Genomic DNA, 22,871 nt, shown 5'->3' with positions numbered 1-22,871 from the left:
TTTTATATATAAATTTTTAATTTAGTAAGATATACAATAATTTATTATTTTAGTTTTGTTACATCTAATTCTCCAGATAATAATTTTGGGAGAAGAAGTTGCTTTAATTCACTAAGAGACTTATTTTCTAATTGATTCTTAAGAATATTTTTAAAAATAGGAAGCATTAACTTATTAAAATTAGATAGTCTTATTTTATTAGGTTCTCTGATTTCTAAATTTTCAAATTGAGTTTTATTTAAGTTACAAATTGTACTTCCACCAGAACCAAAATTAATTATATCAATGGCTAATTCTTTTAAGGAAAAGTAAAGATAATATATGAGACTGCTATCTTTAGGAATAATTGAATTAATCTGTTGGTTTGTTTGACTTTTTTTTGATGTAAGAGAAACCAAACCAGCTGTTCCTATACAACTAACACAGATTGTATTTTCAGGTAAAAATTTTGTTTTTTGAGTATTTGCCCCATATACTGATAGATATCTTTGTGTTTCTGTAATATACACTGTATTATGCATATCTGGAATTGTAATAAATGGAATTTCCTTACCATAGTAATCTTCATTTTTAGTTGATGGTGTTTTACCAGTAACAATGCGATTCGCATAATTCTTTAAAGGGGACTTTTTTTCATGTCCATCATCTATAAAATTTTTATTGTATATTATAGTTGCTAAATTTTCTAAATTATTGTTTATCTCATTATTTAATTTTATTTTTTCATCAAACATTGATAGTATTTGTGCAATTTTCCTTTGTTTTGATAAACTTGTTATCTTTATATTTAATTGATTTAACACTTTTGTAGTTAAACTTGGAATAGCTGTTCCTTCATTTAATACCGCTAAATCATAATTATGTAATAAATAATATAAATATTTTCCATCTACTCTTTCGCTATTTATTTTACTCCAAAATATCGTATCTACTGTCCAAAATGGTTTATTAACATAAAATAAATTATTTAAAGATCCTTTTCTTGGAATTAAAATGCTCTCTTTATCATATAAATATTCATCAACATACCTTATTATTCCTCCACTTCCGTAGCAAGGATAAGAACCATTTCTTAATTTCTTATGATCTTTTCCATATTTTAGCTCAAGTAAATCTGATAGTTTATACGTTTCCATAAAATATCACCCTACATCTCAAAGCCTAAAGCTTTTAAATTTTTCTTTATCTCTTCTTCAAGTTCCCTACTTTTCTTAAATTGTTCAGATAGTTCTTTTGTTAAAGCTTCCATTTTTTCTTCAAATGGTATTCCATCATCCTCTTCTTCTTCAATTCCAACATATCTTCCTGGTGTTAGTATATAATCATTGTCTTTTATTTCCTCTAAAGTTGCACTTTTACAGAAGCCTTGCACATCTTCATATTCTTCATTACCATCATATGAACCACGCCATTTATGATAAGTACTTGCGATCTTTTCAATGTCGTCCATTGAAAAAGCTCTCAAACTTCTTTCTACAAGTTCTCCTAAGTTTCTTGCATCTATAAATAATACTTCATTTTTTCTTTTTCTATGTTTTGGATTATTCTTATTTCTATTTAAAAACCAAATACATGCTGGAATTCCAGTTGTTAAAAATAACTTATCAGGTAATGCTACTATACAATCTACTATATCATCTTCAAGCATTGCCTTTCTAATTTCAGCTTCTCCACCTGTAGAAGAAGATAGTGATCCATTAGCAAGAACAATTCCAGCAGTTCCATTTGGAGCTAAATGATGTATCATATGCTGTAACCATGCATAGTTTGCGTTTCCTTCTGGAGGTGTTCCATATTTCCATCTTACATCTCCACTCAAAGATTCATGCCAATAATCCTTTACATTGAAAGGTGGATTTGCCATGATGTAATCCATTTTCTTTCCTTTATGTTGATCTTTTGTGAAACTATCAGCTGGTTCTTGTCCTAAATCAACTTCTATTCTTCTAATAGCAAGGTTCATTTTACAAAGTTTCCATGTTGTACCGTTACTTTCTTGACCAAATATTGAAATATCTTCAGATTTTCCTCTATGAGCTTCTATAAATTTTTCAGATTGAACAAACATACCTCCACTTCCCTCTCATGTCAAGCTTATGACAAAAAAGGGATTATAGTTATGTAATATAAAAGAGAGTGATTGCTCACTCCCTTTGCTACTTCCATATTATGTTCAACACTTCGTTTCCTTCGCAGATTACTGAGTCTATATATTTCTCCATCAATTCTCTGGTAAGTTTAGTGTTGTCTATTACTTCTTTTTCTTCTTTTGCTTTTTGTATTTTTTCTTTTATTGCTTGTATTTCTTCATCTATCAAATTTTTAGAGTCAATGAATTTTTGTCTATTCATCTTGCCTAATTTATACTTCTCAAAATTATGCATTTTTTTAGCTTCAAGATCTTCGATAGATTTTTCCATTGGTTTAACTTTTACTTTTTCATCCTTGATTGGATCTTCTAAACCATATTTTTCCTTTATTGCTTCAAATACTTGCTCTTCAAGGCTTCCTGCTCTTGAGTTCTTATGTTTTACATTATTACACTTACATATCCTACAAGTAAAATATGTGTGAACTCTTATGCTTCCATCTTGTCGTTTTCTTTTTGATTGAATACATCCTAAAATGTGATTGCAAGTTGGACATTTTGCAAAACCTTGTAGTGGAGATTTCTTTCTCCATTCATAATCGGTATTTTTACCTTTCATAAACAGATTCTTCTCTTTAATCTTTTGAACTTTTTCAAAGTCTTCTCTAGATATAATAGCTTCATGATTATTCTCAACTCTTTCCCACTCTTCTTTTGGTTTGAATTTAAACGAAGATGGATTCAATACTGACTTATCTTGCATATTGAAAGTATAAGTTCCAGTGTAATTTTCATTCGCTAATACATCTATTACATTGCCATTAGTCCAAGTTGGTCTAGGCTTTTTAGCTGTTCTAATTATTGAATATTCGAAATCAAGGTTTGTTATTTCGCTCTTTCTTTTTGATGGTGTTGGAATTTTTTCCTCATTTAATATCTTAGCTATATTTCTTGAAGATATACCATCAAGTGCAAGTTTGAAAATCTTCTTTACTATCCAAGCTGTTTCTTCATCGACTATGATTTTATGTCTATCATTAGGATCTTTCATATATCCCAATGGTGGACTCCAAGCTAAAAACTTTCCTTGTTTTTTAAGTGTAGTCATAGATGATTTTACCTTTTCAGAAATATCTTTTGTGTAGAAATCATATAATAGTCCCTTGAATTGAATATCTAAATCTGTTCCATTTCCCTTTTCTTTGTTGCTATCATAGCCATCATTTATGGCAATGAATCTTACTCCAAGGAATGGAAATATATTTTCAAGATAATCTCCAAGGGTTATATAATCTCTCATAAATCTGGACAAGTCTTTTACAATTATCGTCTGGATATTATTTTTCTTTACATCTTCGAGCATTCTTTGAAAAGCTGGTCTATTTTCATTTGTTCCAGAATATCCATCATCGACATATTCTTCTCTTGTAAAGTTCTTAAATTCTTCATTCTTATCGAGATAATCATTTAGATATGCTCTTTGATTTATGATACTTTCACTTTCATCAGTCTTTATCATATCTTCAACGGATAATCTAATATAAATAGCAACCTTACTCATCGTCTGTTCCTCCTACCAAATTATCTATATTGAATTTAAAGACTATTTCAAATTCGTGTTTATCATAAACTATTATTTTTTCAATTAAGCTATGGATTAAATCACCAGGTAGCTTTTCTAAATTCTTTGAAGCATATAAATCATTTATCCATTTTGTTGATTTTAATCTTTCTTTTTTAAGTTTTGATATATTAACTTCGATTGCTGAAATCTCATTATCAAATGTAGACATATGACTTTGAGCAATCTCTCTTCTTAATAGATACTCATCTCTATCAATCTTACCTAGACTGTATTCTTCATAGGCTCTTTGAATGATATTTTCTTCATTTAGATTTTTTCTTTTAAGATTTTCTATGTCTTTCTTAAAAGTATCTATTGCTTTATTAAATCTAGATTTAATTCGGTTAACAAATTTTGTCTTGCTAGTTGTCTTCATAATAAACTCAGAAATCTTATCACTAATAGCCTGATCTAAATCTCTTTCCATAATGAATACTGATTTTTCGGGTTTTATACTTCCACTAAATCTCTCATTCTGAAATGAATAGTAAAGTCTATCTTTATTTTTACCATAGATACGAGTTCTTCTATTAAGTTCTTTGCCAGTATTATTATTGATTACAAGACCTTTAAATCTGTTATCATAGTCCCTATTTTCAAAATTGTGCATTGGCGAACTGAAAACATGATTTTTCTTTCTTTCTCGTCTTTCTTGTAATATTCTTTCGTGAACTTCCCTAGAAATGATTGCTTCATGAGCATTTTCACAAATTATATACTGACTTTCATCTACAAAATGTTGTTTAATGCCTTTTGCAAGATTTTGTTGCTTAACTCCTTGTACTAAAGTCCCCGTATAAGCTGGATTTGTAAGCATTTTAGAAATTGTCCCTTTATTCCATTCAGGATCATCATCTTCTCTATAAACTCTCCCAGTTTTATAATAAATCATTCCAGGAGCATACCCTTTTTCATTAAAATGCTTTGCGACTTCATATTGGCTTTTGCCTTGAAGAGTTAAATCAAACATCTCTTCTACGATAAATCTAACATTTTCATCGATTACAAGTTTTTGACCTTCTTTAGATTTTTTAATCTTGTATCCGTAAGGTGGAACAGAACCAATAAAGTATCCGTTTCTTGCTCTGTTGTGTTTTGAGGTTTTTATCTTAACTGAAATATCCTTAGCATACATATCATTGATAATATTTTTAAGAGTAACCTCAAAAGATTTCTTTGAGTCTGTTTCTTTAACTGTGTCTAATTTATCATTAACTGAAATAAATCTAACACCTAGAAATGGAAACACTTTATCAATCAATCTTCCCATTTCGAGATATTCTCTTCCAAGTCTTGATAAATCTCTGATAATAATACAATTGATTCTTCTATCCCTAATATCTTGCATCATATTCTGAAATGATGGTCTTTCAAAGTTTGTCCCACTATATTCATAGTCAGTGTAAACTTCTAAAACATCTATATTTTCTTTTAATGCATACTCTTTACAAGACAGTATTTGAGTTTCTATTGAGTATGATTTTTCTCTCCACTCTTCTGTTCTTTCGTTAGATAGTCTTGTATAAATTCCGGCCTTAAAGACTTTTCTTTCTGTCTTTTCGCTTTTCTTTTCAATATATCTTTTGGAAGTTCTTGCCATTATAAAACACCTCCAACTAATTGAATTGGAGTCTTATTTTCAAGAGCATTTCCAAATACCTTATTTATTGAAATCAAATTCTTCTTTACTTCGGACTTGCTCTCACTTTCTTCTTTTATAAGGGTCTTCAGTAAGTTAACTGTTTCCAAGTTATTAAAGACAAAATTAATCTCATTATTTTCTCCGATTTCAATTCTATCTATAAAAGATACAATTGTTAGTCTATTAAGAGTGCTTAAATCAGTGGGAACAATTTCGGAAACCAAACTGTCCTTTTTTTTCATCTTTTCTTGCAAGTTGGCAAGTATATTTTTCTTTGTAGCAATTTGTTTCTCTATTTCCCTGATTTTAATAAGATAATTTTTTCTGAACCTTTCAAACTCTTCAGAAGTTATAAGTTCGTCTTCTAAGTCCATATATAAAGATTGTCTAAGTCTTTCGTACTTTCTCTTTTCTGAGTTTAAGCTTTCAAAATCAATGTTAAATGTTACTTTTGATACATCTAACTTATTAACTTGACTTAGTAGTTCATTGTATTTTTTTAAATAATCTTTAAGTGCAAAAAGAGTCATATCCAGTAGATAATCTTCTTTTATACTATGTCTTGTGCAATCTCCTTTGTTATTATAGTGAGAACAAATATAAAAAATATTATATCCATTCTTGGACTTAACCTTTCTTCTAACCATTGAAGATCCACAATCTTTGCAATAAAGCATTCCTGATAAAATATGTGGTATATCTGCTGATTGTTTTACATCTCGGAGCATCATCTTATTAGCCAAAGCATAAATGCTTTTTGAAATAATAGGCTTATGAGAGTCGTTTATTACAATCCAATCTTCTTCATTTACTTCTACTTCTCTCTTAGACTTGTAATTTAGTTTTCTAGTTTTTCCTTGTTCAAGCACTCCTATATAGACCTTATTTGTAATAATCCTATTGACCATTTTTGCGTCCCATTTAGAGTCTTTAACAATAAAACCAGTAGTATGATTATCGCCAGAATTTTCTTTATGCTTAGATGGTGTTACACAACCTATGCTATTTAAAAAATCTGCAATAGCCTTAGACGAATAACCGTCTATCTTCATATTGAAGATTCTTTCAATTATGTGCGAAACTTCTGTATCAACGACTAACTTATGTTTGTTTTTGCTATCCTTCTTATAACCAAAAGGAGCAAATGCACCAATAAATTCACCATTCTTTCTTTTAATTTCTTTTGAAGATTTAACCTTCATAGAAATATCCCTACAATAAGAATCATTAATAAAGTTTCTTATCGGAAGAATTAAGTGTGTATCGCTTACATCTGCATTTTCACTGTCATAGTTATCGTTTACGGATATAAATCTTATACCTTTTTCTGGAAATATCTTTTGAAGATATTTTCCTGATTCGATATAATCTCTCCCGAAACGGGATAAGTCCTTCACAATAATTGTTTTGAACTTCTTTTCTTTAAGATCTTGAATCATCTTCTTGAATTTTGGTCTGTCAAAATTAGATCCTGAAAAGCCATCATCTACATATTCAGCAACAACTTTAAAATCATTGTCCCTTGCATATGATTTGATAATCTGTCTTTGATTTGAAATAGAATTACTTTCTGTGCTATCTCCATCCTCTCTCGATAAACGAAGATACATACAAGCAAATTTTTCCATCACAAAACCTCCTTAATTTGTATTTGGGCAAATAGTCATTAAGGAGTTCTTCTACCACTTATATTTTACCGCACCCAAGTTTTTAAGTCAGCACCCCAGCTTATAGTCTTATACAAGCTCTACATAAATAAAGTTCTACAATATCTAGTAAGTCGAGTGACTCTTTATCACTTTGAGTGTAAGTAATTTTTTTAGAATAATCTTCTTTTGATATTTGCTCTTTAGGTTTACATTTCTTCTTTTCTTTTGTATTCATAGGTTTTACCTCACAATATAAAATTAAAGTTTTTTGACATTGACAAGTGCCTTGGATTAGCAACATAGGAATCTCACCTCCGCCTCTATTCAGGATGAGCCGGCTTCAACCTTAGAAGTATCATTATCCTCACTTTCTTCATAGCGAATAGGGTATCCCTCCCTATATTCAAACTCTTACTTATCGCTCCCTTTCTTCTTCCCTTGCTTTTAGCTTAGCAGTACTTGTTTTGCCGAATTATTCAGCAGAAAGATCTTGGCGGATAGGTTATTACGCTCCAAAAATGATTAATGTCTTGTCTTGGTCTATTCAATTGTTAAGGTTCAAAATTTATCGAGAGCTATTAATCTTTTTAAAATTTGACCATCAGAAAATACTTATCTTGATGAAACAAAATTGTTTAAAATTACCCTCTTATACTTAACAGTGAAAAGAAGTCTTTCCTGGTAACCAATTTTCAAAAATAAATTTGGTTAAATAAAAAGGTCCAATTCCCACTGCATGAGTAACAGTGAAAATTAGACCCATTTGGTAACTGTCATCTAAAAGTCTTCTAGCATTTCTTTTAATTTTTCTAAGACTTTATTACGCCTTTTAATAACGGCTGGATGAGAAATATTCAGTTTAGCAGCTACTTCTCTAATTGTTTCTTCTTTATAAAAAAGACTTTCTATCAAATCCCTTTCAACAGGGTTGAGTTTAGAAATAGCTCTTCTTACTTCTTCAATCATTTCCTTTGTTTCGATAATTTTTTCAACATCAAATTCCGGGTCTTCTAAATTTTCTTCGAAGTTTCCATCATGATCATAGGAACAAAAAAAGAAACAGTTATTTAACCTGTCTCTTCTTATTTGATATTTCTCTCTATTCAATTCACTATGATAGGCAAGATACACTTCCTTGCTAACAACTACTTTCTTTCCTTCTACAAATAAATAATATTCTTTGTCCATTAATTTTTCCTCCTTGCCCGCATGAATTTCTTTTGTTTGAAAATAAAATTCACACAAGGAGGGCTTCTAATTCTATGCATATATTCTCCTGGGCATAAAAAAAGACCGAAAGAAAATAAATTCTTTCAGTCAATAAATGCCAATATTAAATTTAGGTGCAAATCACCTATCATGGATATTATATATGCACTTAAGTACACATAAAATTCGTATATGGTACTTTTTTCATTCGGAAATAGTACGCAATAAGTTCGTCTTAAATTATTTTTAGATGTTCATTATATCTTCAATGCTACGACCGTCTTCAAGTTGGCTAATAGCAGTCGGTAAAGTATATCCCCAAATTATTACACCAACCAATGCAATTGCTTCTTTTTTTCTTTGATAATAAACAGTTCTCTCTAAAGATACACTTCTCATACAGGCTTCATCAGTAATCTTTTTTTCAGAAATGTAGTAGTTATAAATAATCTTATGATAAATTTCTCCATACTCCGGATAAACTTTTAGCCTAACACAGGCATCATAAATTATTAAAAGCATAAGCTTACTATCCATTACATTGGAAACTCTATTATTAAACTTTTCTTCAACTTTTTCTGGAGCAAATGTAGAAAGATACAAGTAAGCAGATTCTGAAGTTGATCCATAGTTTTCTTTACTCTCAAACATCATAAAATTTGCCCTGCTATCTACTGCCCAGGTAACTTGTCTATATAAACTTAAAATAAGTTTTGCAGCTGAACTAATTACTTCAAATTTCAAGTTGCTATCTGCATACATGTTCATTATATTCTTTAAAGTTTTACTTATTCTCAATCTAATCACCCCAATACAACTTATTTACAAACTTGAATGTTTGTGCTATAATATGAATATAAGTTCAGTTTGTATTATATCTCAAATTGAAAAATAATTCAAGCACTATTGTTCGTATTAAAAGTTATAAATGCACATTAGTACAGGAGGTTAAAGTTATGGCTTTTGCGGATAGATTAAAGGAATTTCGTGAAAAAGAAAAGTTAAGTCAAGCAGATTTTGCAAAAATGATAGGAATAAGTACAAGAACTCTTGTACATTATGAAGACGGAGAAAGATACCCAAGAGATGTCGAAGTTTACAAAAAAATAGCTGAAATTATGGACTGTGATTACAATTATCTTTTAGAAGAAAGTGATGAGTTTTTAAATCGAGTTTATAACATGGGTGGCAAAAGAGAATTAGAAAAAGCTAGAGCATTAACAGAAGGTCTAAGCTCTTTATTTGCTGGTGGAGAAATTTCTGACGAAGATAAAGATGCTGCTTTTGAAGCTATTACTCGTGCTTATTGGGAGGCTAAAAAAGAAAACAAGAAATATGGTCGTAAGAAAAAAGATTAGGTGATTTTATGAGCATGAATCGCTATATATATGATAAGGTAACTCGACTTATAAAAAAATATAAGACACGAGATCCTATCGAATTAATAGAATCTTTGAATATTAACCTGGTATATCTACCTGAAACAAAAATACTTTTAGGAATGTACCATTATATTCAAAGGAACAGATTTATTTTTATCAGTAGTAACACAAATTTTAATAGAAAGACGATATTAGCACACGAATTAGGTCACGATCAACTTCACAGAGATTATTGTATGAGTGGAGGAGCTTTTCATGACCAAACAGTGCTAAACCCTACAAATAAATTTGAAACTGAAGCTAATATTTTTGCAGCTCATTTATTAATTAGTGATGAAGATGTCTTCGATAATATCAATGATCAAGTTTGTGATTATGAAATTGCTGGAAAATTAGGTGTAGATATAAATTTACTAAATCTAAAAATTTCTGAGTTAGCAAAAATGGGCAAGTTTAATAAACCAATTAATGTTAATACACCTCAGGGAGATTTTCTTAAAAACTATCGCCCTGAACATGATGATTATTATTAGGAGACTCTATGGGAATTTTTATTGCAGGATATATTTTATTAATCCTTTCTGGAATAGTTTTTTACTATCTCATCTCTACCTACTCTGTAAAAATCTCAGCATTTTTTATTGATTTTATAGTTGTAGGTTTAGGATTTTATATATCCATAAAAGATAAACTAGATAACAAGTTAGCTATTCCCCTTTCGATTACAGTAGTAATAATTTATGGAATAATGCTAGTTTTGATAAATCAAAAGCTACCAAAAGTTAGCAAGTTTTTAAACTATATAATTGCTTTTATAGGATCATCAGTCGCCCTATGGTTGGCACTTGATTTTATAACAAGCACACTAACCGCTTTTAAGATAATCGGTCAAACTTATCATCAATTACCAATAACAAAAAGTATGATGATAAATTCCTTTATACATTATGTAATTGTATTCTTGATTAGTATTCCAGTGTTTAAAGGTAGAATGAAATTCATACTTGGAGAAACTCATGAGTAAGTTAAATACATTAAATTTTTGAAACAATTTTGACAGTTTTTAAATTTTATTTATTGTTATAATCTCTTTAGTAGGAATAAACTAAAAGAAAAACTTAGGAGATTATATGATTGACTTAGACAAGGTAAAAGAAAAATTGACTGACAAAAATATTAAAAATTATATAGAAGCATATTTGGATATTTCAAGCCAGTCTGAAGATTTTGAAGATGAATGGCTAGATGGTAAAATAGAAGAAAAATATTATAATCAAATTCTTGATATGCACGATTATTTAGCTGGTTATATAGCAAATTACTTCATTCAAAATTATTACATTAAGGATAATAAACATGACTAAACAAGATTGGGAATTATTGAAAGAAATTAGAAAAGTTAAAAATTTGAGTGAAGAAGAACAACAAGTATATTGGATTAATAAATTTGATAAATTAGATTCATCAGAGGATTTAAAAATTAGAAATTCTTTTAAATCACTTAAAGAAGGAAATTATATTACAGTATTCTGGGCAGACAATATCCCCTATCACTTAAATCTTACAAATAAAGGAGTCTCTTACAATCATTTTATTTCTAGGATAAGAAGTCATAGCTATATAATGAAGTGGATATTTGGTATAATTGCTACAGTTATTGGAGCTATTATAATTTCAAAATTAGGTTTTTAGATATAAAATTAAATACACGCTTAACGCTTATAACTTTAATAGCAAGCACAGTAAGTGTACGGACACTTACGAAAAAATTAATGGAGCAGACCTTTATGGCATGCTCCATTTTTTTAATTTTTACCTTGTTAGGGAGAACCCTAAGACCCCAAAATATATTTTATAAAGGAGAATTAAATGGCAAATAGATTTAGAAATGAAAGAATAGAAATAAAAGTAACTAAAGAAGAAAAAGAAGTTTTTGAAAAGAAAATGAAACTTGCTAATTGTAAAACTATGTCTCACTTTCTTAGAAAATGCGTATTAGAAAAAGAAATTTATGTTGTAGATTTAGAACCATTCAGAAACCTACAATGGCTACTTTCAAATGCAACAAATAATATAAACCAGATTGCAAAAGCGACTAATACAACTGGTGTTATTTATAAAAATGAAATTGAATCAATGAATAATCAGATAGAAAAATTATCAAGAGAAATATGGCAGATCCATTCCCTACTTCTTAATAAATCAAAAGAAAGTTCTGGTAATTAGTATGGCAATAACAAAAATACATCCTATAAAATCAACTCTAAATTTAGCAATAGATTATATAACTAAGAGTGAAAAAACTGATGAAAAAATTTTAGTATCTTCATTTAAATGTCATCCATCTACTGCACACATTCAATTTATTAAAACACGAGAAGATAATGATACTAATGGTACAGTTTTGGCTAGACATTTAATCCAATCTTTTCTACCAGGAGAGGTTGATCCTATAAAAGCTCACGAAATTGGAATGGAATTGTGTAAGAAAATTTTAAAAGAAGATTATGAATTTGTTCTTGCAACTCATATAGATAGAGGGCATATCCATAACCATATTATTTTTAATAATGTTAATTACAAGACTGGTAAGTGCTACCAATCTAACAAAAAATCTTACCACAAAATCAGGTATCAAAGTGACGAATTATGTAAAGAAAATAAGCTTTCAGTCATTGATGAATATTATGAAGCTTACAAGAGAAAATATAAAACTGCTGGTAAATCTTGGTACGAATATGACCAAAACAAGAAAGGAAATTCTTGGAAATCTAAACTTCAATTTGATATAGATAGAATGATTAATAAGTCTAAATCTTGGGAAGAGTTTTTAGAAAATATGAAGTCTCTTGATTATGAAATTAAGTTTGGTAAACACATTGCTTTTCGTCATAAAGATAAGCAAAGATTTACAAGAGCAAAGACTATCGGAGAAGATTATACTGAGAAAAAAATCAAAGAAAGAATAGATTTAACAATTAAAAATAAAGCTAATCCTATTAAAAAACGTGTAGGAAATGTTATTGATATATCTACTAATAAAAAAGTACAATCTTCTAAAGGTTATGAAGTTTGGGCAAGAAAACATAATATCAAAACAATGGCTGATTCAATAATTAAACTTAGAGAACAAGGAATTAATTCAATCACTCAGCTCGATGACCTGATCAAAAAATCTGCTGATGATAGACAAGATTTGTTAGATAAAATAAAGAAAATTGAAACTGAAATGAAGAGTTTATCCCAGGATATGGAAAATATAAACACTATAAATAAGTATCGTGAAATCTATAAATACCACAAGAAAAATCCTGAAGATAAACAATTTGCTGAAGAATATTATAGCGAACTTTCCGTCTACAAAATAGCTGCTAAAGAAATCTTAGAAAGCTATAAAAAACTACCAAACACAAAAGAAATATTAACCAAACTCGATAAATTGCAAGAAAAAAAGAACACCCTTATGCAAGAGTATTCTTTGAATAAAGAGCAATTTTATGACCTTGTTCAGTATAGGAAAAACTATGAAAATTATTATGGGAAGGAGGTGGAGAGAACTTAATAAACCCTTAGAATATTTTCTATAAAGGTCTCTTGGAGTTGGTTAAATAAACACCGTCTGTCAAGTTTCCTCTATATATTTCTTCCGCTAAATAAGATAATAGTTCTTTTTGTGAATCCTTGTCGTCAGGGAAAATTATTTTATTTTCTTCATTAATATCAATTTTTAAGTTTAAATTTTTTGCAGACTTAATGATTTCATCTACAGAATTATTCTCAAGAACTCCAGAATCTAATATATATGCAATTTTTCTTCTAGTCCAGTTATTACAAGACTCAGCTACAGAATCTATATCATCTATAGAGAAGCACTCGTTAGAGCAAAAATCTTTTATATCATCAGTTGTTGCTTCTCTATAATATTTGTTTAGGTTAAATATTTGATTCGCCCAATAATACGATTTAAAATATAGATTACCATATTCGTAGTATGCGTCTATACAATCAGTTATAACAATACCTGGTTTATTTTCACATGAAAATGTATGTTTATTAAAAAAAAGTGTAAAATTATGGCTCTTCAGTATCTGTCTGTTAGGCAACCTTTGAAAAATTATTTTTTCGCAATCATCATCATCATCTGAAATAGGCACAAAGATAGCTTTAAGATCTAGCTCATTATCGGAGTTAACAGAAACTTGAGTCACTCCCAGAGGATTATTTATAGCTTCAGTTATTTCATTTGGCAGATCAAAATTTTTTATTACTAAACTCTCATCATTCTCAGGCTTATATGAACCATCAAATTCAATTGTGTTATCTTTGTACCCTTCTATACTTTTAGTAAGTGATTTTTTGATACTTGCATCGTCTTCTCTTTGGGTCTCTATCATTTTTACAGATGTTGAATCTCTACCTGCATTTTCCAAAACATAAATCAATATTCTACCTCCATTAATATATCTTCGAAAATACGTATCACTTTTCTAACGTCATTGCTTTTTCTAATATTTCTCTTGCTTAATAAAGTGAAATCTTTTCCTTGTTCCGTGCTAATTTTATATGAGTTATATCCTACTATCCTCAGTATTGGATTGTTTGTTGTTTTATTTCCTAATACCAATAAAATAGCTGCAATACCCATTAAAATCCAAGAGTAATTATCTATTTCTTTTCTTAATAAATTTTTTATAAATGGAGAAAAATACGATAAAAAGCTTGCTATATACCAATTATTTCCCTCATCATCAACATTAGTTACATTAACTTTAAATACTTGTAAATTATTTCTTAAATATTTAATAAATATTATTTGTGATATCGCTAATATAATGGATATCAATAAACATATCAATCCGACTATTGATTCCTTAGACATCAACGAAGACACACCAATCGCAAGTATATAAGGAATAATAATTGATGAGTTGAAAAATACATGAGAAAGCTTATTTAACATAAATACCTCTACTAATTAAATTTTAACAACTTTCTATTATCAAAAGCACAATCCATAACATCTTCAAGATTTATATAATGCTCAATTATTTTTACTCCATCAAGATCTGTTCTATCTATATGAATCTTAGTGGAATATTTTTTATTTGTAGGAATTAACAATCCATTAACTATTACAGCTTTATTATATTTTTGCCTTAAAAAATACTCATAGAATAGTTGTTTATAGTTTAAGCCTATATCATAATTTCCAAAATATTTAGAATCGAAAATATAAATTTTATCTTTCACTTTGCAATAATGGTCAAACTCAACTTTAAAACACCTATACATCTCATTTTCTAGTTTTTCTGCAATATTATTTTCTACATAGAGTTTATCTGGTTTATAAAATTTAAACCCTGGATTATCTCCCCATATAATTTTATCATCTATATAATTTTCAAAATTTTTATTAAGATATACCTCTATCATTTTTTCCCAATAATCTTCAAACTTCAATGTTAGAAGTTTTACATTATTAGAATTAGAACTTTTCCAGCTTAAATAATCTATAAGTCCCTGAATTAAATATTTCTCATGATCTTTAAAATAGTCATTTTTGATTTTCTTTAAATTCTTTATAACGAAATCTAAGTTGTCAAACAATCGACTTTTATAGCTTTTTTTTAAGTGAAAAATAGCATAAAAATCTAGTTATCCGCATAAAAACTGGACTTATCACACTTTATCAAGGTCAAAACCACTCAATTTACTACTAATTTACTACTTATGAATGAGCTTTGATACGACGATTTATCCTTGAAAAGTGAAGATATAAAGATACTTCCAATAAAATTTGAATATTTAATAGGTAGACACTTCAAAAAATGAGGTGTCTATTTTTTTACCCGATTTTGAAAGGAAGTGAACTTATGAAAACAAAAAATCAAGAATCAAAAGGTCGTTCCCCACTCTTTAAGACCATCAAACATTCATTCAGCCAATAAAAAAGAAAGGATAGGTAAAAATATGGAACTTAAATTTGTGATTCCCAACATGGAAAAAACATTCGGCAATTTAGAATTTGCTGGCGAGGATAAAGTCGTTCAGCGAAGAATCAACGGACGGCTAACTGTCTTATCAAGAAGCTATAATCTCTATTCTGATGTTCAAAGAGCAGATGATATTGTGGTGGTGCTTCCTGCTGAAGCTGGCGAAAAACATTTCGGCTTTGAGGAACGTGTGAAGTTAGTCAATCCACGTATTACCGCAGAGGGCTACAAAATCGGCACTCGTGGTTTTACAAATTACCTTTTACATGCTGACGACATGATAAAAGAATAAAGAAAGAGAGGAAAAATGATGAGATTAGCAAATGGCATTGTATTAGATAAAGACACGACTTTTGGAGAATTGAAATTCTCTGCTCTACGTCGTGAAGTGAGAATCCAAAATGAAGACGGGTCGGTTTCAGATGAAATCAAGGAACGTACCTATGACTTAAAATCCAAAGGACAAGGACGCATGATTCAAGTAAGTATTCCTGCCAGCGTGCCTTTGAAAGAGTTTGATTATAACGCACGGGTGGAACTTATCAATCCCATTGCGGACACCGTTGCTACTGCCACCTATCAAGGAGCAGATGTTGACTGGTATATCAAGGCAGACGATATTGTGCTGACAAAGGATTCTAGTTCATTCAAAGCTCAACCACAAGCAAAGAAAGAACCGACACAAGACAAATAGTCGCTAGGTAGAAAGGAGACTTTTTCGCATGAAACAGCGTGGTAAAAGGATTCGCCCATCTGGTAAAGATTTAGTCTTTCATTTTACGATAGCGTCACTCCTGCCTGTTTTCCTGCTGGTTGTCGGACTGTTTCATGTGAAGACAATCCAGCAGATCAACTGGCAGGATTTTAACCTATCACAAGCAGATAAGATTGACATTCCCTATTTAATTATCAGTTTCAGTGTCGCAATTCTTATCTGCTTGCTGGTAGCGTTTGTATTCAAACGGGTTCGCTATGATACGGTTAAACAACTTTACCACCGTCAAAAACTGGCAAAGATGATACTTGAAAACAAGTGGTATGAATCTGAACAGGTCAAAACAGAGGGTTTCTTTAAAGATAGTGCTGGTCGTACAAAGGAAAAGATAACCTACTTCCCTAAAATGTATTATCGACTTAAAAATGGCTTGATACAGATACGGGTGGAAATCACGCTGGGAAAATATCAAGACCAACTCTTACACTTGGAAAAGAAATTAGAGAGTGGCTTGTACTGTGAGCTGACGGATAAAGAGTTAAAGGATTCCTATGTGGAATATACTTTGCTCTATGACACCATAGCCAGTCGTATTTCTATTGATGAAGTAGAAGCTAAAGATGGTAAACTTCGCTTAATGAAAAACGTATGGTGGGAATATGATAAGCTCCCTCATATGTTGATTGCTGGTGGTACAGGTGGCGGTAAAACTTACTTTATACTGACACTGATTGAAGCCTTGCTTCATACAGATTCAAAACTGTATATTCTTGACCCGAAAAATGCTGATCTTGCGGACTTAGGTTCTGTGATGGCAAATGTCTACTATAGAAAAGAAGACTTGCTTTCTTGCATTGAAACATTCTATGAAGAAATGATGAAACGTAGTGAGGAAATGAAGCAGATGAAGAACTATAAGACTGGCAAAAATTATGCTTACTTAGGTCTCCCGGCACACTTCTTAATCTTTGATGAATACGTCGCTTTCATGGAAATGCTGGGAACAAAAGAAAACACCGCAGTTATGAATAAGCTGAAACAGATTGTCATGTTAGGTCGTCAAGCTGGCTTCTTTCTAATACTGGCTTGTCAACGTCCAGACGCAAAATATTTAGGCGACGGAATCCGTGATCAGTTTAATTTCAGAGTGGCTTTAGGTCGTATGTCTGAAATGGGCTATGGCATGATGTTTGGCAGTGACGTACAAAAGGATTTCTTCTTAAAGCGAATCAAAGGTCGTGGCTATGTTGATGTAGGAACAAGTGTCATATCAGAGTTTTATACTCCCCTTGTACCAAAAGGATATGATTTCTTGGAGGAAATTAAAAAGTTATCCAACAGCAGACAGTCCACGCAGGCGACGTGCGAAGCGGAAGTCGCAGGTGTGGACTGATCTTGCTGGCTGGTGTGGCAATAGCCACGCCAGCACTTAACCCCCCGTATCTAACAGGGGGGTACAAATCGACAGGAAACAGTCAAAAAAACATTAGAAAATCCTTTGGTTACAAGGGATTTACAAAATTTCAGCGTATGTCAAATGGGCTTTAAAAGTTGACATACGCCTTTTTGATTGGAGGGATTTTTACTGAATGAACAAACTTGGTTACAGCATTTAAAAGAAAAACGCTTGGCTTATGGACTATCTCAAAACCGTTTAGCTGTTGCGACTGGTATTACAAGGCAGTATCTAAGCGATATTGAAACAGGAAAAGTCAAGCCATCAGAGGATTTACAGCAGTCCCTTTGGGAAGCTCTGGAACGCTTCAATCCCGACGCTCCCCTTGAAATGCTGTTTGATTATGTAAGAATTCGCTTTCCGACAACAGACGTACAGCAGGTGGTCGAAAACATCTTACAACTGAAACTGTCCTATTTTCTTCATGAGGACTATGGTTTCTATTCTTATTCAGAGCATTATGCTTTAGGCGACATATTCGTCCTTTGCTCCCATGAACTGGACAAAGGAGTTCTGGTGGAATTGAAAGGTCGTGGGTGCAGACAATTTGAAAGCTATCTTCTGGCACAACAAAGAAGCTGGTATGAGTTCTTTATGGACGTTTTGGTGGCTGGCGGTGTGATGAAACGCCTTGACCTTGCCATTAACGATAAGACAGGGATTTTAAATATCCCTGTACTCACTGAAAAGTGCCAACAGGAAGAATGTATCTCCGTCTTCCGCAGTTTTAAAAGCTATCGCAGTGGCGAACTGGTACGCAAAGAGGAAAAGGAATGTATGGGAAACACCCTCTATATCGGTTCATTACAAAGTGAAGTTTATTTCTGTATCTATGAAAAGGACTACGAGCAGTACAAGAAAAATGATATTCCCATTGAAGACGCAGAAGTAAAAAACCGTTTTGAGATTCGATTGAAAAATGAGCGTGCCTATTATGCAGTCCGTGATTTACTCGTCTATGACAATCCAGAGCATACCGCCTTTAAAATTATCAATCGGTATATCCGTTTTGTAGATAAAGACGATTCCAAACCTCGTTCTGATTGGAAACTGAATGAAGAATGGGCTTGGTTTATTGGGAACAATCGTGAACGATTAAAACTAACCACAAAACCAGAGCCTTACTCCTTCCAAAGGACGCTGAACTGGCTATCTCATCAAGTTGCCCCGACCTTAAAGGTTGCGATTAAACTTGATGAAATCAACCAGACGCAGGTTGTAAAAGACATTCTCGACCATGCGAAACTGACAGACCGACACAAGCAGATTTTGAAGCAACAGTCAGTAAAAGAACAGGACGTGATAACAACAAAAAAATAACTCAAATACAAATTCATTGAATATAGAGAGGAGAACATTTTTATGAATTTTGGACAAAACCTTTATAACTGGTTTCTATCAAACGCTCAATCACTGGTGCTTTTAGCAATCGTTGTGATTGGCTTGTATCTTGGCTTCAAGCGTGAGTTTAGCAAACTGATTGGCTTTTTAATTATTGCGATTATTGCGGTTGGCTTAGTCTTCAACGCTGCTGGAGTAAAAGACATTTTACTAGAGCTATTCAATCGCATTATTGGTGCTTAAATAAAACCGTTCTTTTGTGGAATATAAGTGGTTTTCTTATGTTCCGCAAAGGAATGGTACACCAAACGAAGTGCGGTAGGGATTTTTGAATCTCTACAAAGAAAGGACGTGAATATATGGACGATATGCAAGTCTATATTGCGAATTTAGGCAAATACAATGAGGGCGAATTGGTCGGTGCGTGGTTTACCTTTCCCATTGACTTTGAGGAAGTCAAAGAGAAAATCGGCTTGAATGATGAATATGAGGAATACGCCATTCATGACTACGAGTTACCCTTTACGGTTGACGAATACACTTCCATTGGCGAACTCAATCGACTATGGGAAATGGTATCGGAATTACCCGAAGAATTACAATCGGAGCTATCTGCTCTGCTCACTCATTTTTCAAGCATTGAAGAACTAAGCGAACATCAAGAGGATATTATCATTCATTCCGATTGTGATGATATGTATGACGTGGCACGCTACTACATTGAAGAAACGGGTGCTTTAGGCGAAGTACCAGCTAGTCTTCAAAACTATATTGATTATCAAGCCTATGGTCGGGATTTAGACCTTTCAGGAACGTTTATCTCAACCAATCATGGGATTTTTGAAATCGTCTATTAAATCTGTCGGTACATTACTACTGGCAGATTTTCTATTTTACGGGGTGGCTCAATCAGCTACCCCTATTTTTTATGAAAGGATTGATTACATGAAGAAAATACGAAGCTATACCAGTATCTGGTCTGTGGAAAAGGTACTGTATTCTATCAATGATTTTAGACTTCCGTTTCCCATAACCTTTACGCAAATGACATGGTTTGTCGTGTCACTCTTTGCAGTGATGATACTTGGCAACTTGCCCCCTCTTTCCATGATAGAGGGAGCATTTCTCAAATACTTTGGGATTCCTGTGGCTTTCACATGGTTTATGTCTACAAAAACTTTTGATGGTAAAAAGCCTTATGGATTTTTGAAGTCTGTCATTGCTTATGCACTGCGACCAAAGCTGACCTATGCAGGAAAAAAAGTAACGCTTGGCAGAAACCAGCCACAAGAAGCCATTACAGCAGTTAGGAGTGAATTTTATGGCATATCCAATTAAATACATTGAAAACAATCTCGTCTGGAATAAAGACGGGGAATGTTATGCTTACTATGAGCTTGTTCCTTACAATTACTCATTTCTAAGTCCAGAACAGAAAATACAAGTGCATGATTCTTTCAGACAGCTTATCGCACAAAATCGTGATGGCAAAATTCATGCTTTACAAATCAGTACAGAATCCAGCATACGTTCTGCACAAGAGCGTTCCAAAAATGAAGTCACTGGCAAGCTCAAAGCGGTTGCCTATGACAAAATCGACCAACAGACAGACGCTTTAATATCCATGATTGGCGAAAATCAAGTGAACTACCGTTTCTTTATCGGCTTTAAGTTGCTTCTCAACGATCAGGAGTTTTCTATGAAAAGTCTTACCGTTGAAGCAAAAAATGCTTTGTCTGATTTTGTCTATGATGTGAACCATAAGCTGATGGGCGATTTTGTTAGTATGAGTAATGATGAAATCCTGCGTTTTCAGAAGATGGAAAAGCTCTTAGAAAATAAAATCTCTCGTCGTTTCAAAATCCGCAGGTTAGATAAGGACGACTTCGGCTATCTGATTGAACACCTTTACGGACAGACAGGCACTGCCTATGAAGAGTATGAGTACCATCTATCAAAGAAAAAGCTGGATAATGAAACGCTGATTAAATACTATGACTTGATTAAGCCTACTCGCTGTTTGGTGGAAGAAAAACAGCGATATTTGAAAATCCAGCAGGAAGATGAAACCGTCTATGTAGCTTACTTTACCATTAACAGCATTGTCGGAGAACTGGACTTCCCGTCCTCTGAAATCTTCTACTACCAGCAACAGCAATTTACATTCCCGATTGATACGTCAATGAATGTGGAAATTGTAGCGAATCGTAAAGCCCTATCTACTGTCCGCAATAAAAAGAAAGAACTGAAAGACTTGGATAACCACGCTTGGCAAAGTGATAATGAAACCAGCTCCAATGTGGCGGAAGCTCTGGAAAGTGTGAATGAGCTGGAAACCAATTTAGACCAAAGCAAGGAATCTATGTACAAGCTGTCTTATGTGGTAAGGGTATCAGCAAATGATCTTGACGAACTCAAACGTCGTTGTAATGAAGTGAAAGATTTTTATGACGATTTAAGCGTAAAACTGGTACGACCATTTGGGGATATGCTCGGCTTACATGAAGAATTTTTACCTGCCAGCAAGCGTTATATGAATGATTATATTCAATACGTGACCTCTGATTTCCTCGCTGGTTTAGGTTTTGGTGCTACTCAAATGCTGGGGGAAAATGAGGGGATTTATGTTGGCTACAGCTTAGATACTGGACGCAATGTCTATCTGAAACCTGCTCTTGCCAGTCAAGGGGTTAAGGGTTCAGTAACCAATGCGTTAGCGTCGGCTTTTGTTGATTCGCTGGGTGGTGGTAAATCCTTTGCGAATAACCTTATCGTCTATTATGCGGTGCTTTATGGGGCACAAGCAGTGATTGTAGACCCAAAAGCAGAACGTGGCAGATGGAAAGAAACCTTGCCAGAGATTTCCCATGAAATCAATATCGTCACTCTGACTTCTGATGAGAAAAACAAAGGCTTACTTGACCCTTATGTGATTATGAAAAATCCCAAAGATTCTGAATCACTGGCTATTGATATTCTGACATTCCTTACGGGGATTTCCTCTCGTGATGGGGAACGCTTCCCAATCCTTAGAAAAGCCATTCGTGCAGTAACCAATAGTGAAGTACGAGGGTTGATGAAAGTGATTGAGGAATTACGGGTTGAGAATACGCCACTAAGTACCAGTATAGCCGACCATATCGAAAGTTTTACAGACTATGACTTTGCACATTTATTATTCAGTAATGGTTATGTGGAGCAGTCTATCAGCTTAGAAAAACAACTGAACATTATACAGGTTGCGGACTTGGTACTTCCCGACAAGGAAACTTCCTTTGAGGAATATACCACTATGGAGCTTTTATCCGTTGCTATGCTGATTGTCATTAGTACCTTTGCTTTAGACTTTATCCATACAGACCGAAGCATTTTCAAGATTGTAGATTTAGACGAAGCATGGAGCTTTTTACAGGTAGCACAAGGAAAAACACTATCTATGAAGCTGGTTCGGGCTGGTCGTGCTATGAACGCTGGGGTATATTTCGTGACCCAAAATACAGACGACCTCTTAGATGAAAAACTGAAAAATAACCTCGGCTTAAAATTTGCATTTCGTTCCACTGACCTTAACGAGATTAAAAAGACCTTAGCCTTTTTTGGTGTAGACCCAGAGGACGAAAACAATCAGAAGCGATTGCGTGATTTGGAAAACGGGCAATGCCTTATCAGTGATTTATATGGTCGTGTCGGTGTGATACAGTTCCACCCTGTATTTGAAGAACTGCTCCATGCCTTTGATACCAGACCACCTGTGCGAAAAGAGGTGTAAAT

General features: G+C 32.5%; 27 protein-coding genes. 16 read left to right on the top strand and 11 right to left on the bottom strand.

Annotated features, from left to right (window positions below; translation table 11 throughout):
- Window positions 1-44: 44 nt before the first annotated feature.
- From IX290_RS01305 to IX290_RS01270, 8 genes are all read right to left on the bottom strand, one after another.
- Complete coding sequence (locus IX290_RS01305; protein ID WP_211491392.1) at window positions 45-1,136, bottom strand: restriction endonuclease subunit S; 1,092 nt, start codon at window positions 1,134-1,136, stop codon at window positions 45-47.
- Window positions 1,137-1,147: 11 nt separating this feature from the next.
- Window positions 1,148-2,068, bottom strand: a complete 921-nt coding sequence (locus tag IX290_RS01300) for an N-6 DNA methylase (protein ID WP_211491391.1) — start codon at window positions 2,066-2,068, stop codon at window positions 1,148-1,150.
- 88 nt (window positions 2,069-2,156) lie between these two features.
- On the bottom strand, window positions 2,157-3,650 hold the full coding sequence (locus IX290_RS01295) for a recombinase family protein (RefSeq protein ID WP_211491390.1): 1,494 nt from the start codon (window positions 3,648-3,650) through the stop codon (window positions 2,157-2,159).
- Window positions 3,643-5,313, bottom strand: a complete 1,671-nt coding sequence (locus IX290_RS01290; RefSeq protein ID WP_062810438.1) for a recombinase family protein — start codon at window positions 5,311-5,313, stop codon at window positions 3,643-3,645. Before IX290_RS01290 ends, IX290_RS01295 begins: the two co-directional genes overlap by 8 nt.
- Window positions 5,313-6,983 (bottom strand): recombinase family protein, encoded by a 1,671-nt coding sequence (locus IX290_RS01285; RefSeq protein ID WP_211491389.1) that lies wholly within the window; start codon window positions 6,981-6,983, stop codon window positions 5,313-5,315. The genes IX290_RS01290 and IX290_RS01285 overlap by 1 nt, the downstream gene beginning before the upstream one ends.
- A 100-nt stretch (window positions 6,984-7,083) precedes the next feature.
- A complete protein-coding gene (locus IX290_RS01280; RefSeq protein ID WP_000924586.1) occupies window positions 7,084-7,305 on the bottom strand; it encodes a hypothetical protein in 222 nt (73 codons plus the stop codon).
- 476 nt (window positions 7,306-7,781) lie between these two features.
- Window positions 7,782-8,192 carry a sigma-70 family RNA polymerase sigma factor gene (locus IX290_RS01275; RefSeq protein ID WP_211491388.1) on the bottom strand — a complete coding sequence of 137 codons (411 nt, stop codon included), beginning with the start codon at window positions 8,190-8,192 and terminating at the stop codon, window positions 7,782-7,784.
- 267 nt (window positions 8,193-8,459) lie between these two features.
- Entirely contained in the window at window positions 8,460-8,981 is a 522-nt protein-coding gene (locus IX290_RS01270) for a hypothetical protein (RefSeq protein ID WP_211491387.1), read from the bottom strand.
- 188 nt (window positions 8,982-9,169) lie between these two features.
- Between IX290_RS01270 and IX290_RS01265 the strand changes: the two genes are divergently transcribed.
- From IX290_RS01265 to IX290_RS01235, 7 genes are all read left to right on the top strand, one after another.
- Window positions 9,170-9,571, top strand: a complete 402-nt coding sequence (locus tag IX290_RS01265; protein WP_004825727.1) for a helix-turn-helix transcriptional regulator — start codon at window positions 9,170-9,172, stop codon at window positions 9,569-9,571.
- An 8-nt stretch (window positions 9,572-9,579) separates the two neighbouring features.
- Window positions 9,580-10,128, top strand: a complete 549-nt coding sequence (locus IX290_RS01260) for an ImmA/IrrE family metallo-endopeptidase (protein ID WP_211491386.1) — start codon at window positions 9,580-9,582, stop codon at window positions 10,126-10,128.
- A gap of 8 nt (window positions 10,129-10,136) precedes the next feature.
- Entirely contained in the window at window positions 10,137-10,619 is a 483-nt protein-coding gene (locus tag IX290_RS01255; RefSeq protein ID WP_211491385.1) for a hypothetical protein, read from the top strand.
- Between the two features lie 106 nt (window positions 10,620-10,725).
- Complete coding sequence (locus IX290_RS01250; protein WP_211491384.1) at window positions 10,726-10,959, top strand: hypothetical protein; 234 nt, start codon at window positions 10,726-10,728, stop codon at window positions 10,957-10,959.
- A complete protein-coding gene (locus IX290_RS01245; RefSeq protein ID WP_211491383.1) occupies window positions 10,952-11,287 on the top strand; it encodes a hypothetical protein in 336 nt (111 codons plus the stop codon). Before IX290_RS01250 ends, IX290_RS01245 begins: the two co-directional genes overlap by 8 nt.
- Before the next feature lie 177 nt (window positions 11,288-11,464).
- Window positions 11,465-11,821, top strand: a complete 357-nt coding sequence (locus IX290_RS01240; protein WP_211491382.1) for a plasmid mobilization relaxosome protein MobC — start codon at window positions 11,465-11,467, stop codon at window positions 11,819-11,821.
- Between the two features lies 1 nt (window position 11,822).
- A complete protein-coding gene (locus IX290_RS01235) occupies window positions 11,823-13,157 on the top strand; it encodes a relaxase/mobilization nuclease domain-containing protein (RefSeq protein WP_211491381.1) in 1,335 nt (444 codons plus the stop codon).
- Between the two features lie 19 nt (window positions 13,158-13,176).
- Here the strand turns inward: IX290_RS01235 and IX290_RS01230 are convergent, their stop codons facing one another.
- Genes IX290_RS01230 through IX290_RS01220 form a run of 3 tightly spaced genes read right to left on the bottom strand, consistent with a single transcriptional unit; the run spans window position 13,177 to window position 15,202 of the window.
- Window positions 13,177-14,037 (bottom strand): Kiwa anti-phage protein KwaB-like domain-containing protein, encoded by an 861-nt coding sequence (locus tag IX290_RS01230; protein WP_211491380.1) that lies wholly within the window; start codon window positions 14,035-14,037, stop codon window positions 13,177-13,179.
- Window positions 14,034-14,555, bottom strand: a complete 522-nt coding sequence (locus tag IX290_RS01225) for a hypothetical protein (RefSeq protein ID WP_062810429.1) — start codon at window positions 14,553-14,555, stop codon at window positions 14,034-14,036. The genes IX290_RS01230 and IX290_RS01225 overlap by 4 nt, the downstream gene beginning before the upstream one ends.
- An 11-nt stretch (window positions 14,556-14,566) precedes the next feature.
- Window positions 14,567-15,202, bottom strand: coding sequence for a hypothetical protein (locus tag IX290_RS01220; protein ID WP_211491379.1), 636 nt, complete (start codon window positions 15,200-15,202; stop codon window positions 14,567-14,569).
- A 363-nt stretch (window positions 15,203-15,565) separates the two neighbouring features.
- On the opposite strand from IX290_RS01220, the gene IX290_RS01215 reads away from it, so the two are divergent.
- From IX290_RS01215 to IX290_RS01175, 9 genes are all read left to right on the top strand, one after another.
- Complete coding sequence (locus tag IX290_RS01215; RefSeq protein ID WP_000420682.1) at window positions 15,566-15,880, top strand: YdcP family protein; 315 nt, start codon at window positions 15,566-15,568, stop codon at window positions 15,878-15,880.
- A gap of 15 nt (window positions 15,881-15,895) precedes the next feature.
- A complete protein-coding gene (locus IX290_RS01210) occupies window positions 15,896-16,282 on the top strand; it encodes a YdcP family protein (protein WP_000985015.1) in 387 nt (128 codons plus the stop codon).
- 28 nt (window positions 16,283-16,310) lie between these two features.
- Window positions 16,311-17,696 carry an FtsK/SpoIIIE domain-containing protein gene (locus tag IX290_RS01205; protein ID WP_000813488.1) on the top strand — a complete coding sequence of 462 codons (1,386 nt, stop codon included), beginning with the start codon at window positions 16,311-16,313 and terminating at the stop codon, window positions 17,694-17,696.
- A 2-nt stretch (window positions 17,697-17,698) separates the two neighbouring features.
- Window positions 17,699-17,851 (top strand): hypothetical protein, encoded by a 153-nt coding sequence (locus tag IX290_RS01200; RefSeq protein ID WP_000879507.1) that lies wholly within the window; start codon window positions 17,699-17,701, stop codon window positions 17,849-17,851.
- 22 nt (window positions 17,852-17,873) lie between these two features.
- Window positions 17,874-19,079 carry a MobT family relaxase gene (gene mobT, locus IX290_RS01195; protein WP_000398284.1) on the top strand — a complete coding sequence of 402 codons (1,206 nt, stop codon included), beginning with the start codon at window positions 17,874-17,876 and terminating at the stop codon, window positions 19,077-19,079.
- Window positions 19,080-19,121: 42 nt separating this feature from the next.
- Window positions 19,122-19,343, top strand: coding sequence for a hypothetical protein (locus IX290_RS01190; RefSeq protein ID WP_001009056.1), 222 nt, complete (start codon window positions 19,122-19,124; stop codon window positions 19,341-19,343).
- Window positions 19,344-19,459: 116 nt separating this feature from the next.
- Entirely contained in the window at window positions 19,460-19,957 is a 498-nt protein-coding gene (locus IX290_RS01185) for an antirestriction protein ArdA (RefSeq protein WP_000342539.1), read from the top strand.
- Between the two features lie 88 nt (window positions 19,958-20,045).
- Window positions 20,046-20,438: a conjugal transfer protein gene (locus tag IX290_RS01180; protein WP_000723888.1), complete on the top strand. Its 393-nt coding sequence runs from the start codon at window positions 20,046-20,048 to the stop codon at window positions 20,436-20,438.
- Window positions 20,422-22,869, top strand: coding sequence for an ATP-binding protein (locus tag IX290_RS01175; RefSeq protein ID WP_211491378.1), 2,448 nt, complete (start codon window positions 20,422-20,424; stop codon window positions 22,867-22,869). Before IX290_RS01180 ends, IX290_RS01175 begins: the two co-directional genes overlap by 17 nt.
- The last annotated feature ends 2 nt before the right edge of the window (window positions 22,870-22,871 follow it).

The organism is Fusobacterium sp. DD2 (assembly GCF_018205345.1).
GTDB lineage: Bacteria > Fusobacteriota > Fusobacteriia > Fusobacteriales > Fusobacteriaceae > Fusobacterium_A.
This window is presented reverse-complemented; position numbering and strand designations above follow the sequence as displayed.

Bases quoted from the DNA above. Each gene is read 5' to 3' on its own strand.
- IX290_RS01175 (WP_211491378.1), top strand. From the start codon at position 20,422: ATGGCATATCCAATTAAATACATTGAAAACAATCTCGTCTGGAATAAA.
- IX290_RS01250 (WP_211491384.1), top strand. From the start codon at position 10,726: ATGATTGACTTAGACAAGGTAAAAGAAAAATTGACTGACAAAAATATT.
- IX290_RS01285 (WP_211491389.1), bottom strand. From the start codon at position 6,983: ATGGAAAAATTTGCTTGTATGTATCTTCGTTTATCGAGAGAGGATGGA.
- IX290_RS01290 (WP_062810438.1), bottom strand. From the start codon at position 5,313: ATGGCAAGAACTTCCAAAAGATATATTGAAAAGAAAAGCGAAAAGACA.
- IX290_RS01295 (WP_211491390.1), bottom strand. From the start codon at position 3,650: ATGAGTAAGGTTGCTATTTATATTAGATTATCCGTTGAAGATATGATA.
- IX290_RS01300 (WP_211491391.1), bottom strand. From the start codon at position 2,068: ATGTTTGTTCAATCTGAAAAATTTATAGAAGCTCATAGAGGAAAATCT.
- IX290_RS01265 (WP_004825727.1), top strand. From the start codon at position 9,170: ATGGCTTTTGCGGATAGATTAAAGGAATTTCGTGAAAAAGAAAAGTTA.
- IX290_RS01245 (WP_211491383.1), top strand. From the start codon at position 10,952: ATGACTAAACAAGATTGGGAATTATTGAAAGAAATTAGAAAAGTTAAA.
- IX290_RS01255 (WP_211491385.1), top strand. From the start codon at position 10,137: ATGGGAATTTTTATTGCAGGATATATTTTATTAATCCTTTCTGGAATA.
- IX290_RS01280 (WP_000924586.1), bottom strand. From the start codon at position 7,305: ATGTTGCTAATCCAAGGCACTTGTCAATGTCAAAAAACTTTAATTTTA.
- IX290_RS01190 (WP_001009056.1), top strand. From the start codon at position 19,122: ATGAATTTTGGACAAAACCTTTATAACTGGTTTCTATCAAACGCTCAA.
- IX290_RS01305 (WP_211491392.1), bottom strand. From the start codon at position 1,136: ATGGAAACGTATAAACTATCAGATTTACTTGAGCTAAAATATGGAAAA.
- IX290_RS01235 (WP_211491381.1), top strand. From the start codon at position 11,823: ATGGCAATAACAAAAATACATCCTATAAAATCAACTCTAAATTTAGCA.
- IX290_RS01205 (WP_000813488.1), top strand. From the start codon at position 16,311: ATGAAACAGCGTGGTAAAAGGATTCGCCCATCTGGTAAAGATTTAGTC.
- IX290_RS01210 (WP_000985015.1), top strand. From the start codon at position 15,896: ATGATGAGATTAGCAAATGGCATTGTATTAGATAAAGACACGACTTTT.
- IX290_RS01240 (WP_211491382.1), top strand. From the start codon at position 11,465: ATGGCAAATAGATTTAGAAATGAAAGAATAGAAATAAAAGTAACTAAA.
- IX290_RS01180 (WP_000723888.1), top strand. From the start codon at position 20,046: ATGAAGAAAATACGAAGCTATACCAGTATCTGGTCTGTGGAAAAGGTA.
- IX290_RS01185 (WP_000342539.1), top strand. From the start codon at position 19,460: ATGGACGATATGCAAGTCTATATTGCGAATTTAGGCAAATACAATGAG.
- IX290_RS01270 (WP_211491387.1), bottom strand. From the start codon at position 8,981: ATGAACATGTATGCAGATAGCAACTTGAAATTTGAAGTAATTAGTTCA.
- IX290_RS01275 (WP_211491388.1), bottom strand. From the start codon at position 8,192: ATGGACAAAGAATATTATTTATTTGTAGAAGGAAAGAAAGTAGTTGTT.
- IX290_RS01215 (WP_000420682.1), top strand. From the start codon at position 15,566: ATGGAACTTAAATTTGTGATTCCCAACATGGAAAAAACATTCGGCAAT.
- IX290_RS01260 (WP_211491386.1), top strand. From the start codon at position 9,580: ATGAGCATGAATCGCTATATATATGATAAGGTAACTCGACTTATAAAA.
- IX290_RS01225 (WP_062810429.1), bottom strand. From the start codon at position 14,555: ATGTTAAATAAGCTTTCTCATGTATTTTTCAACTCATCAATTATTATT.